The sequence below is a fragment of the Streptantibioticus silvisoli genome, from assembly GCF_027947535.2.
Taxonomy (GTDB): domain Bacteria; phylum Actinomycetota; class Actinomycetes; order Streptomycetales; family Streptomycetaceae; genus Streptantibioticus_C; species Streptantibioticus_C silvisoli.
In genome coordinates this window covers 1-12,641 of sequence record NZ_JAAGKO020000065.1, presented here as the reverse complement: position 1 = coordinate 12,641, position 12,641 = coordinate 1, and the positions used below count along the sequence as shown (strand labels likewise).

The following is a 12,641-nucleotide window of genomic DNA, read 5'->3' as shown; positions in this document are numbered from 1 at the left end:
CATGACCACCCCCCACCCGGGCAGCACGCCCCACCCGGCTCCCGCCGGCACCGGCCACCAGATGCCCGGACCGGTCCCCGAGGGCGGCAGCATCGAACTGTTCCCGGTGAACTTCACCCGGCACGATCTCCTGCCCGACCTGGACACCGAGACCCACGTGCAGGTGATCGCCGGCCTGCTCGCCCCCTACGGCCTGCACGTCAACGCGTGGACAGTCCCGGAGGGCGAACGGGACCGGCAGGCCGTCGAGGAGCGGCTCGGCGACTGGAAACGGCTCACCGCTCCCCACCGCGGCAACACGGTCCTCTACTGGGTCGGCCACGGCAGCGCCGCCCACCTCGCCCATCACCGCACACCGTCCCCCATCGATGACGGCGTCCACCCGGAGGAAGTCGCCCGCGCCATCGGAAGCCGCCGGCTCCACCCCGATGCGGAGAACAGCTGGGCCATCGTCGTCCTGGACGCCTGCTTCTCCAAGGACTTCACCCGCAAGGTGCACAGCACCCTCATCGCCGAGCACCACCGCGTCGACCGGTTCCTACTGCTGTCCACCGCCGCCGAGGCCCCCACCGAACTCGGCGCCTTCACCCGCGCCCTGAAAAACGCCCTGGCCATCACCTTCCGCGGACGGAAGACCATCGGCCTCGCCGAGCTCGGCAGCCAGCTCGCCCGCGACCTGCACGGCTACCGCGCGGAGAGCGTCGACGACCACCGCGACCAGCTGATCCGCACGATCCCCGACACAGCTTCCGCCCTCTCCGCGCCCTTGGACCAGCTCGCCGAACTCCAGGCCGTCATCGACCGGCTCCCCGCCGACGAACAGCGACACTTCCTGCCCAAGGCCTCCGGCGCCGAACTCGGCGAACTCGCCTGGTACTTCCACGGCCGCACCGAGGAACGCGACGAGATCCTCCGCTGGCTGACCACCGCCACCCACGGCGCCCTCGTCGTCACCGGCCCCGCCGGCGCCGGCAAATCAGCCCTCCTCGGCCACATCCTCCTCCATACCAGCACCCAGCTGCGCGACGTCCTGATCCGCCACGGCCACCTGAAGCGCCTGCCACCCGGCGTCCCCTGCCCGGACGATCCGTTCGACCTCACCGTCCACCTCTCCGGCCTCACCCTCACCCGAACCATCCAGCTCGTCGCCCAGGCAGCCGGCCTGCCCGACCTCGCCCGGGAAGCAGCCGACGGCACCCCTCCCGCCGACCTCGCCGCCCGGCTCCTCGAACGACTCCACCACCGGCACACACCACTGACCCTGCTCTTCGACGCCCTCGACGAGGCCGAACAGCCCCTCACCCTCACCGACACCCTCCTGCGCCACCTCGCCGACCTCCCCAACGTCCGCATCATCATCGGCACCCGCCGCTCCACCCACGAAGGCCCCGACCGGCCCGCCCCCACCGACACCGACATCCTCGACGCCCTGCGCCCCCGCACCGGAGCCGACCTGCGGGACGTCAAAGTGACGCAGAACCAGGACGCACTCACCGGTTACCTGAGCGCCAAACTCCACGCCGCCCGCCGGGGCGGAACCCTGGATGCCGACCAGGCGACCATCGACGTCGCCGTCCGCCGGCTCATCACCGACCACCAGCAGGACGGCGGCACCCCGCAGCAGTTCCTCTACGTGCGTCTCGCCGCCCACGAACTCCTCAACGACCCCACGCTCCTGGCCGACCCTGCCCCCCTGATCGGCCGCACCCACCGCCAGCTCTTCACCCGCGCCCTGGAACGCCTCCACCGCACCGACCCCCGCTACACCCCCCTCCTGCAGGCCCTCGGCCTCGCCCAGGGCCGCGGCCTACCCGACCAGGACGGCATCTGGACCCACACCGCCGACGCCCTCACCCCCGACGGCGCGGCCGGCACCGGCCCCGCCGTCCCCGGCCTGGTCCGCGACGCCGCCCCCTACCTCGCCCTCGACCAGGAACACGGCCGGAGCGTCTACCGCCTCGCCCACCGCACCTTCACCGAACACTTCACCACCGCACCCGACACCCCCGCCGCCCACGCCGCCATCACCACAGCCCTGACCCGCCACACCCGCCGCACCCTCCAGCCCCGGGACCCCGACAGTGACACCGCCGGCACCCGGCCCGAGGACGTCAGCCCCTACACCCGCCACCACCTCATCACCCACGCACGCCTCGGCCACACCGCCGGAGCCCTCCAAGCACTCGCCGGCCACCCCGACGTCCTCGACACCCTCGACCTCGCCGGCATCACCACCAACACCCTCCACCGCGGCCTGCCCCCCAACGACGTACCGCCCGCCATCGCCGGAACCGTCCTCTTCCAGAACCACGCCCACGACAGCGGCCCCGGCCAGCAGGACCACAACGACACGCTCGGCTGGCGCCGATGGTGGCGCCGACTTGGCACCACCTACATCCAAGGCACCCAGCCCCCTGCCGAAACCCACACCCACCACCCCCAGGGATGGCCCCCAACCCTGAGCGCCGGCGCCGTCCAGCAGCGGCAGCTCCACCTCCAGCTCACCGGCCACAGCGGCGGGGTGTGGGCGGTGGCGGCGTTCACCGCACCCGACGGCACCGCCCGCCTCGCATCGGCCGGCGACGACGGGACGGTGCGGATCTGGAACCCGGCCACCGCGGTCCAGGACGGCGAGCCCCTCACCGGCCACACCGACGGGGTGTTGGCGGTGGCGGCGTTCACCGCACCCGACGGCACCCCCCGCCTCGCATCGGCCGGCGACGACGGGACGGTGCGGATCTGGAACCCGGCCACCGGGGTCCAGGACGGCGAGCCCCTCACCGGCCACACCGGCGGGGTGCGGGCGGTGGCGGCGTTCACCGCACCCGACGGCACCCCCCGCCTCGCATCGGCCGGCGACGACGGGACGGTGCGGATCTGGAACCCGGCCACCGCGGTCCAGGACGGCGAGCCCCTCACCGGCCACACCGGCTGGGTGTGGGCGGTGGCGGCGTTCACCGCACCCGACGGCACCGCCCGCCTCGCATCGGCCGGCGACGACGGGACGGTGCGGATCTGGAACCCGCGTACCAGGACTGCACACCAGTTGTCCCTGGAAGACCATGTACGCGCGCTGGCGGAACACCGAGGGCTGCTCATCGCAGGAACCGATTCGGGCTACCTCGCGATCGATATCTCGTCCGTACCCATCAGCCTGGCTTGATCGCCAGGACAGTGCCTAATGCCTGCGTGGCGCACGCGCCCTGAAGAGGCCCCTCCGCCAAGGGAGTTGACCCCCGCCGCAGCTCGCAGCGACCGCGCCGACCGGCCGGCGACCGCTCCCAGGGGCCTCCCCGCCCGCAGCGCCCGCGCCGCCCGCAGCCACCCCGGCGACCTCCCCGCCAGCAACGACCTCTCCCCGGCGACCGCCCCGCCCCCGGCGACCGCCCCACCCACAGCGACCACCTCACCCCCGCGGACGCGCCCCCCAGCGGACGCGCCCCCCAGCGGACGCGCCCCCCCGGACGCGTCAGTCCACCGTCAGCAGTACGTCCGTCGACTTGATCAGCGCCACGACGGAGGTGCCGACCGCGAGGCCCAGGTCCTGGACGGAGTCGGTGGTGACGGCGGCGGTGAGGGTGGTGCCGTCGAGGGTGACGGTGACGGTGGACATCGCTTCGCCGCGGGTGATGCGGTCGACGGTGCCGGCGAACTGGTTGCGGATGGAGATCCCGGTCAGCGGGCCGGTGGCGAGCGAGATCTCGGTGGACTTCACCAGCGCCCGCACCCGGGTGCCCTCGGCGAGACCGAACGCGTCGACGGCCTCGCGGGTGATCGCGGCGGTGAGGTCCTGGCCGCCGGTGAGCCGGGTCGTCACCACCGCCATCGCCTCACCCGCGGTGACGCCGGTGATCGTGCCGGGGAACTGGTTGCGGATGCTCAGGCCCATCGGAGTACGCCTCTCGCCAGCATGGTCAATGGCATTTGAGACGATTTAACCCCAGGGGACGCCGAGGCGGCCGGAGGCGCTCACGCCGCACCGCGCACGGCGACGTTGCCCGCTCGGCGTCTACGGCAGAACCGAGCCGCGGCGGCGTGCGAATCGCCGCCGCACGCCCCCCGCACGCGCCCTCCGGGCGAACCCCCGCGCCGGAGCCACACCACGTGCGACCCCGGCGCGGGACCGCGAACCGTTGCCCGGTCACCCCCGGCGGACAGCCCAGGTGCAGCCGGTCACCCCCGGCGCCCGGCCAGGTGCAGCCGGGCGGCGGCGGTGCCGAGCCCGGTCGGACCGGTCAGGACGGCGACCGGGCCGGGCCGCGCGGCGGTCGGCACCGCAGGGCGTTCCGCCGTCAGCGCTCCGGCCGTCCCCGCCGCCCCGGGCAGCCCGGACGGTCCCGGCACGCCGAGGGATGCCGCCGCGGCCGGCCGCGGAGCCTCGGCGGCGGCAGGAGCGGCAGGAGCGGCAGGAGCGGCAGGAACGGGAGAAGCGGGAGGAGTGCCGAGGGCGGGGCGGGGACCTTCCGCGGCCGGGACCAGCCGCAGGTTCGCGGTGCCCAGGCCGGTCGGGCCGGTCAGGAACGCCGGCGTGCCGACCGCCTCACCGGTGGGGTCGGCGCGCACCGGCAGGACCTGCTTGCCGTCGGAGCCGGCGACGACGCGCAGTTCGTCCTCGCGGTAGCGGTCGCAGTCGCGGTGCCAGACCAGGATGCCCGCCAGCCAGTTCTGCAACTCCGTCACGTAGCCGTCGAGCGTCGCCCGCGCCTCGGCGTCCAGGTCGAAGTCGTCGTAGAGGATGGGCAGTTCGTGCTCGCTGATGTGGATGAACTCGCGCATGCGGGACTTCATCAGGTCGTCGGTGATGCGCAGCGCGGTCGGGTAGTCGCAGTCGAAGAAGTTCTGCGTGACCAGGATGATGTTGTGGAACTCGCCCTCGAACTCGATCTCCTTCTGGTACGAGAAGACGTCGTTGGTCATGCAGGCGTAGTCGGCGGCCGCGTTCTCCAGCGAGCGCATCGGGCCGGAGTCGTAGACCTCCTGCGGGACCGTCTTGCCGTGGGCGAGGCGGCACAGGCTCATGGTGAGGTCGGAGCCGAAGGTCGCGCGGCGCATCTCGATGTAGTCGACCGGCTCGGGGATGCGGTTCAGCGCCATGTTGTTCAGTTCCCAGAGCCAACTGGCGCACATCTTCTCGATGGACACCTTGAACTTGGCGCGGGCGTCCAGTGCCATCGGTCCCGCGGTGCGCTGCCACAGGTCGGCCAGCCCGCGTTCCAGCGCGTTGACCGGCACCGGCGGCGTGGGGTCGGTGACGTCGACCGGCATCAGCAGCGAGAAGCGCTCGGTGATCGCCTTGGCGCCGGCCAGGTCGCGGGTGCGGCCGAACACCGCCGGGTAGTAGTCGTCGCCGTAGGTGCCCCAGGCCAGCCAGGCCGAGGAGAGGTCGAGTTGCTCCAGCGTGGCGTCCGGGTGGATGCCGGCCGCGCACAGCGTCACGTCGTGCGCGTCGAGCTTGTGCTCGTCCCACACGTGCGACTGCGGAACCCCGGGCTGCGGCTGGAGGATGCCCATCTCCTGGCACCACACCCTGAGGTTCTCCCGCGCGGCGTCCAGGTGCGGGCTGTGCGTGCAGGGGAACGGCATGTCGAAGTCCGGCAGCCGCGACGGCCCGACCCGGCGGAACGGCACGAAGGTGAACGACCGCGCCCGCGCCCGTTCCGCACGGCCGGTGGTGAACTTCCAGCTGGCCGCCGACGTGCCCATGCCGGTGGGCAGTTGGGAGAACGGTGACGCGGTGCCGGCGTCGGCCACCGCGCCCTTGTTCATGTAGCGCGACGAGCGCATGTGCCACTCGTGGCCGCCCGACTGCCAGTCCTGCATGCCCTTGACGTACGCGGCCACGTCCCCGACCTCGGCCGGGGTGAGGCCGAACTCGACGCACAGCGGCGGCACTTCGGTCAGGGCGGTGGTCTCGAACTGCTGGACCCGGGCGGTCAGCAGGTCGTTGACCGCCTCGGCGGCCTCCTGCGTGCCGCACTCCAGGAAGGTCTCCAGCACCAGGACGCCGTTGGACAGCTCGCCCTCCTGCTGGATCTCCCGCTCGTAGGAGAACAGGTCGTTGCGCAGGTGGACGGCGTCGGAGAACGCGTCGCGCAGCACCCGCATCGGCCGTGAGGCGGCCACCCGGGCCGGGACCTCGGCGCCCGCGGCGTACTCGATGAGGCCGGCCGACCAGGGGGCACCGCCGACCTTGCGGCGCATCTCGATGTATTCGAGCGGGTTGGAGATGCGCTTGGCGTCGATGTTGGACAGTTCCCACAGGGATTCGTTGAGCAGGTTGCGGGTGGATTCCGCGAACCGGGCCCGCCAGTCGGCCGACATCGCCGGGATCGTGCGCCGCCACAGGTCGGCGAGGCCGGCCTCGACCGGGTTGACCGGCTCGGGGATCTCAGCGGCCGGGTCCATCGGCATGAACATCGGCAGCCGGTCCAGATACGCCTTGCCGCCCACCCGGTCGAGGGTGTACTTGAACATCTCCAGGAAGTGGTCGTCGAAGAAGAAGACCCACACGTACCAGTCGGTGATCAGCGACAGGTCGGGACCGGAGCAGTCGGGGTGGGTGTACGCGCACAACAGGGCGTAGTCGTGCGCTTCGAGGTCGGCCTCCTCCCACACCCCGGAGCCCTCCAGCATGCCCATGCCGCGCGCCCACTCCCTGGTGTGGGCGCGGGCCTCCTCCAGGTGCGAGTTGAGGCGTGCGGGGTACGGGACGTAGAAGTCGGGTAGTTCGAATGGCTGTGTCATGGCTCCCCGGCCTTTCGCGCAAAAGGGCGCGGGTCTTTCCGCGGACTCCCCCTCTGAAGCCTCGCCCCACCCCTGCGTCCAGCATTACCCCGACCGGAGTCGCGTCATCCGGGTTCCACAATATTCGTATGAACCGGCGCCGGGCCGGGGAAAGCGTTTCTGCGGCCGCGCCGCAGGTGGTCGGGCATTCGTGCGAGAGTCGACCGAATTTATGATTCGCTCTTTCGTGTGAATAGCGAAGGCAAATTGACCACGATTGCTTCCTGTGTGCTACGTGCGATCACCACGACCGCCTCCTCGTCCGGATCCGGATTCTCCTCCCGGTGCGGAACGTACGGCGGCACGAACACGTAGTCCCCGGGACCGGTACGCAGCCGGACCTCACGCGGCGCACCGGCGCCACCTCCAGCCCCGCCGTCGGCCCCGTCGCCGCTCCCGTCGTCGAGGAAGACGAACTCCGGGTGGCCGCTGATCACGTGGATCGCGGTCTCGGACGCACCGTGGTGATGGTCGGCGGACGCGGTGGACGGCGCGACGTGCGTCTGCCCCATCCAGATGCGTTCCGACCCCACCCGCGCGCCGCTGATCGCCGCGAAGCGCCGCATGCCGCCGCTCTGCGCCGTGTCGCCGTCCAGCGCGTCCGCCCGCACGTGGTGCACGCGACGGCGCGACGGACCGGGGCCTGCGGGACCGCCGGGCGGGTCGGGCAGGTCGGGGTGGAAGGCGTCGTTTCCGGTCGGCGCGGTCATGGCCGTGACGCTAGGCAGGGCGGCGCGGACCGTCAAGGAGGCGTTGCCACGCCGCCGGCGGGGGCGGACCGGCTCGCGGTGCGGGCGGTTCCGGCGGGGCTTCGGGGGTGGCCCGGGTGCCGCGAGGGGGCGGTTCCGGCGGGGGCTGCGGCGCGGTCCGGCTCGCGGTGCGGGGGCCCGGCGGCGTGCGAGAAGGTGGTCCCGGCGGGCGGTGCGGGGGCCGGTCCGGCGGCGTCCGTCCGGCGGCCCGGCTGCGGCGATGCGGTGCTCCGGCGGTGGCGGGCGGGGCCGGATCGGGCGGGCGGGCGACCTCGGCGGCGCCGGTTGTCGGTCGGTCCCGATATCGTCGTAGGCGTGTCCCTCGCTCTGTACCGCCGCTACCGACCCGAGTCCTTCGCCCAGGTCATCGGGCAGGAGCACGTCACCGACCCGCTCCAGCAGGCGCTGCGCAACAACCGGGTCAATCACGCGTACCTGTTCAGCGGTCCGCGCGGCTGCGGCAAGACGACCAGCGCGCGCATCCTCGCCCGCTGCCTGAACTGCGAGCAGGGCCCCACCCCGACCCCCTGCGGCGAGTGCCGCTCCTGCCAGGACCTGGCGCGCAACGGGCCGGGCTCCATCGACGTCATCGAGATCGACGCGGCCTCGCACGGTGGCGTGGACGACGCCCGTGACCTGCGGGAGAAGGCGTTCTTCGGCCCCGCCTCCAGCCGGTACAAGATCTACATCATCGACGAGGCCCACATGGTCACCTCGGCGGGCTTCAACGCCCTGCTGAAGGTGGTCGAGGAACCGCCGGAGCACCTGAAGTTCATCTTCGCGACCACCGAGCCCGAGAAGGTCATCGGCACCATCCGGTCGCGCACCCACCACTACCCGTTCCGCCTGGTACCGCCCGGCACGCTGCGCGACTACCTCGCCGAGGTCTGCGAGCGCGAGGCCATCCCGGTCGAGGACGGCGTCTACCCGCTGGTCGTGCGGGCCGGCGGCGGCTCGGTGCGCGACTCGATGTCGGTCATGGACCAACTCCTGGCCGGCGCCGCCGAGTCCGGCGTCACCTACCCGATGGCCACCGCCCTGCTCGGCTACACCGACAGCGCGCTGCTCGACGCGGTCGTCGACGCCTTCGCCTCCGCCGACGGCGGCGCCGCGTTCGAGATCGTCGACCGGGTCGTCGAAGGCGGCCACGACCCGCGCCGCTTCGCCGCCGACCTGCTGGAACGGCTGCGCGACCTGGTCATCCTGGCCGCCGTGCCGGACGCCGCGGGCAAGGGCCTGATCGACGCCCCCGCCGACGTGCTGGAACGCATGCGCGCCCAGGCGTCGGTCTTCGGCGCCGCCGAACTCAGCCGGGCCGCCGACCTGGTCAGCGCCGGCCTGACCGAGATGCGCGGCGCCACCGCGCCCCGCCTCCAGCTCGAACTCATCTGCGCCCGCGTCCTGCTGCCCGCCGCCTACGACGACGAACGCGCCGTCGCCGCCCGCCTCGACCGCCTGGAGCGCCAGGCGGTCAGCGGCACCCTGGCCGGGTCCGCCCCCGCGGCCCACCCGGACGCCGCCCACCCCGGCAACGCCGCCGTGGCCCGCGCCGCCGTCCACCCCGCCCCCGCCGAACCGGCCGCCGCCCCTCCGCAGACCTACGCCCCGGCCCCCCCGCAGAGCCACGCCGCGCCGGCTGCCCCGGAACCCCCGCAGACCTACGCCCCGCCGGCCGCCGCCGCATCCCCGCAGGGGCCGGGGGCCGGCGGACACACACCGGGCGCCTGGCCCACCGGCACGCACGCCTCCGGTGCCGCCGCGGCGCCGCAGGACCGGGGGACCGGCGGTGAGGCCGCCCGGCGCCCGGGTGCCTGGCCGACGGCCGCCGCGCCCGGTGCCGGTACCCCGCCCGCACCGGCGCCGCAGACCCCGGCCCCGGCGCCCGCCGCACCGGCGCCCGCGCCGGGACCGGCCCCGGTCGGCGGCGACGCGCACCGGGTGCGGCAGATGTGGCCGGACATCCTGGAGGCGGTCAAGAACCGCAGGCGTTTCACCTGGATCCTGCTGAGCCAGAACGCGCACGTCGCCGGCTTCGACGGCACCACGCTCCAGGTCGGCTTCGCCAGCCCCGGCGCACGGGACAGCTTCGTCGGCGGTGGCAGCGACGAGGTGCTGCGCCAGGCGATCAGCGAGGCGTTCCGGCTGGAGTGGAAGGTCGAGGCGGTTGTCGACCCGTCCGGCGGCGCCGGCGGCCCCGGCGGCCCCGGCGGCGGGGGAGTGCCCCGCCCGCCCGCTCCGCCCGGCGGCTTCGACCGCCCGGCGCCCCCGCAGGCGTACGCCGCGCCGCACACCCCGTCGCCCGCCGCCCCGCCCGCGCAGTCCCCGCCGCCCCAGGCACCGCAGGCGTACCAGGCGCCGCAGCCGGCCCCGGCGGCCCGGCCGCCCGCCCCGGCGCCCGGGCAGACGGCGTCCGCGGCACCCCCGGCCCCTCCGGCGGCGCCCGAGCCGCCCCGGGTGGCGATCGAGGACGACATCCCGGAGGACGACGACCCGGACTTCGACGGCGTGCCGGTCAGCGGCTACGACCTGCTGGTCCGCGAGCTGGGCGCCACCGTGGTGGAGGAGATCCCGAACGAGTGACGGCGCGTGCCGCGTCAGGGGTTCATCCGGGTGAGGGTTCCTCCTTCCGGCGTAGCGCGCTCCGCCGCATGAGCACGTAGGCTCGCCCTACGCACAGTTGTCGTACGGCAGGAGCGAAGTCGTGAACCCCGGTGGGCAGCCCAACATGCAGCAACTGCTCCAGCAGGCGCAGAAGATGCAGCAGGACCTGGCGGACGCGCAGGCCCAGCTGGCGGACGCGCGGGTGGAGGGCAGTGCCGGCGGTGGCCTGGTCAAGGCCACGGTCAGCGGGTCCGGCGAACTGTTCGGCCTGGTGATCGACCCGAAGGCGGTCGACCCGGACGACACCGAGACGCTCGCCGACCTGATCCTCGCCGCGGTCCGGGACGCCAACAGCGCGGCCCAGAGCCTCCAGCAGACCAAGCTCGGCCCGCTGGCCCAGGGGCTCGGCGGCGGCGGTTTCCCCGGCCTGCCGTTCTGATCCGGCGACGTGACGCCCGTCACTGACGGGTTTGTTATCACGTCCGGCGTATACCTGCACCTCTGCACGACGATCACCCGGCACGACGATCACCCGGCACGACGATCACCCCGCTACACCGATCACCCGCTACACCGATCACCCGACATGCCGATCACCCCGGCACACCGACCCCCCGCACTCGACGGCCGCACCCCGGCCACCCGGCACCGCCGGCCACGGTCCGTAGAAAACGAGAGAAGGCGCAGGCGTGTACGAAGGCGTGGTTCAGGACCTCATCGACGAACTGGGCAGGCTGCCCGGCGTGGGGCCCAAGAGCGCGCAGCGCATCGCCTTCCACATCCTCCAGGCCGACCCGGCGGACGTGCGGCGGCTCGCCCACGTGCTGGCGGAGGTCAAGGACAAGGTCCGGTTCTGCGTGACCTGCGGCAACGTGGCGCAGGAGGAGCAGTGCCGGGTCTGCCAGGACCCGCGCCGCGACCTCGCGGTGATCTGCGTGGTCGAGGAGCCCAAGGACGTCGTGGCGGTCGAGCGCACCCGGGAGTTCCGCGGCCGGTACCACGTGCTCGGCGGCGCGATCAGCCCGATCGAGGGCGTCGGCCCGGACGACCTGCGCATCCGCGAACTGCTGGCCCGGCTCGCGGACGGCACGGTGACCGAGCTGATCCTCGCCACCGACCCCAATCTTGAGGGCGAGGCCACCGCCACCTACCTGGCGCGCATGGTGAAGCCCATGGGCCTGAAGGTGACGCGCCTCGCCAGCGGTCTGCCGGTTGGCGGCGACCTGGAATACGCCGACGAGGTCACGCTCGGGCGTGCCTTCGAAGGGAGACGACTGCTCGATGTCTGACACCGCAGTTCCCACCTCACGTCTCGGCAGGTCCCGGCCGGTACCCCGCCCGGAGCGCGCCCCCGGCGACCCCGGCGCCTTCGAGGTGCAGATCGCCGACCAGATCGAGAGCTTCATCCTGGCGGTGCGCGAGGTCGCCCGGGGTGACGAGCCGGACAGCGCCGTGCCGTACCTGCTGCTGGAGGTCTCGCAGCTGATGCTGGCCGGCGGGCGGCTCGGCGCGCACGAGGACTTCGTCCCGGACGAGCGCTACGAGCCGGACGCCGGCCCCGAGCCGGACGCCGACGAGCTGCGCGAGCGGCTGGCCGCGCTGCTGGAGCCGATAGACGTCTACTCCGAGGTCTTCGACCCCTACGTGCCGCGCAGCATGCCGGTGGCCTGCCGCATCTCCGACGACCTGGCCGACGTCGTCACCGACCTGACCCACGGTCTGGCGCACTACCGCGAGGGCCGGGTCAGCGAGGCGCTGTGGTGGTGGCAGTTCTCCTACCTGTCCAACTGGGGCTCCACCGCCAGCGCCTGCCTGCGCGCCCTCCAGTCGCTGGTCGCCCACGTCCGGCTGGCCTCGCCGCTCGACGAGCTGGACGGCCTCGACACCGACGCCGACTCCGGTGAGGACGCGCTGGCGGAGGCGGCCGGCCAGGTCATGGCCGCGGAGATCGGCGTACCGCTGGGGCTGCGCCTGCGGTAGGGAGCACTCCGTTGCGGTTGGCCGCGGGGGTGGCTCCGCCGGGGTTGGTCGCCCTGGCGGTGGGGGCGGCTCCGCCGGTGCCGGTCGCTCCGCCGGTGCAGCTGCTGGGGGAGCGTGCTTGCCGTTGCCGTGCCGTGCCGTGCCGTTGGCTTCGCGGCTCGGCTCCGCCGGTGCGGTCGGTTGCGCCGTTGGCCCGGGGGACCGCTCGCCGCTGCTGATGCCTCCGGGGGAAGATGTGGCCCCGGCGTGCCTCCCGATGCCGGGACGGCGTGCCGGGGCGCGTGCTTTCCGGGTACCCCGCGTCCTCTCCGAGTGGCCATCTCACCGCTCTCCGAGCGTCCCGCCTCCCGCTGCACCTCCCGCCATCCGGGTGCCCCCGCCCCTGCTCCGGGAACCCACCCGCACCGCCGGAGGGACCTGCACCGCCGGAGGGACCTGCACCGCCGGAGGGACCTGCACCGCCGGAGGGACCTGCACCGCCGGAGGGACCTGCACCGCCGGAGGGACCTGCACCGCCGGAGGGACCTG

General features: G+C 73.5%; 8 protein-coding genes. 5 read left to right on the top strand and 3 right to left on the bottom strand.

Translation table 11 applies throughout. The features are described 5' to 3' along the window. The first annotated feature begins 1 nt into the window (after position 1). Entirely contained in the window at positions 2-3,163 is a 3,162-nt protein-coding gene (locus POF43_RS30085) for a WD40 repeat domain-containing protein (RefSeq protein WP_282704863.1), read from the top strand. A 306-nt stretch (positions 3,164-3,469) separates the two neighbouring features. On the opposite strand, the gene POF43_RS30080 is transcribed toward POF43_RS30085, so the two are convergent. From POF43_RS30080 to POF43_RS30070, 3 genes are all read right to left on the bottom strand, one after another. Next, entirely contained in the window at positions 3,470-3,889 is a 420-nt protein-coding gene (locus POF43_RS30080) for a TOBE domain-containing protein (RefSeq protein ID WP_271318853.1), read from the bottom strand. Positions 3,890-4,173: 284 nt separating this feature from the next. Next, a complete protein-coding gene (locus POF43_RS30075; RefSeq protein WP_271325276.1) occupies positions 4,174-6,744 on the bottom strand; it encodes a terpene synthase family protein in 2,571 nt (856 codons plus the stop codon). A 209-nt stretch (positions 6,745-6,953) separates the two neighbouring features. Then, the gene (locus POF43_RS30070) at positions 6,954-7,493 is read right to left on the bottom strand and encodes a cupin domain-containing protein (protein WP_271325277.1); all 540 of its coding nucleotides are present in this window, start codon (positions 7,491-7,493) and stop codon (positions 6,954-6,956) included. A gap of 354 nt (positions 7,494-7,847) precedes the next feature. Here POF43_RS30070 and POF43_RS30065 point away from each other — a divergent pair, with 354 nt between their 5' ends. The 4 genes from POF43_RS30065 to POF43_RS30050 all read left to right on the top strand — a co-directional run bounded on the left by POF43_RS30065 (position 7,848) and on the right by POF43_RS30050 (position 12,113). Further along, the gene (locus POF43_RS30065) at positions 7,848-10,112 is read left to right on the top strand and encodes a DNA polymerase III subunit gamma and tau (protein ID WP_282704862.1); all 2,265 of its coding nucleotides are present in this window, start codon (positions 7,848-7,850) and stop codon (positions 10,110-10,112) included. A gap of 145 nt (positions 10,113-10,257) precedes the next feature. Beyond that, positions 10,258-10,572, top strand: a complete 315-nt coding sequence (locus POF43_RS30060) for a YbaB/EbfC family nucleoid-associated protein (protein WP_271318273.1) — start codon at positions 10,258-10,260, stop codon at positions 10,570-10,572. A gap of 250 nt (positions 10,573-10,822) precedes the next feature. Further along, positions 10,823-11,422, top strand: coding sequence for a recombination mediator RecR (gene recR / locus POF43_RS30055; RefSeq protein ID WP_271318272.1), 600 nt, complete (start codon positions 10,823-10,825; stop codon positions 11,420-11,422). Then, positions 11,415-12,113 (top strand): DUF5063 domain-containing protein, encoded by a 699-nt coding sequence (locus tag POF43_RS30050; protein WP_271318271.1) that lies wholly within the window; start codon positions 11,415-11,417, stop codon positions 12,111-12,113. The genes recR and POF43_RS30050 overlap by 8 nt, the downstream gene beginning before the upstream one ends. Positions 12,114-12,641 lie beyond the last annotated feature (528 nt).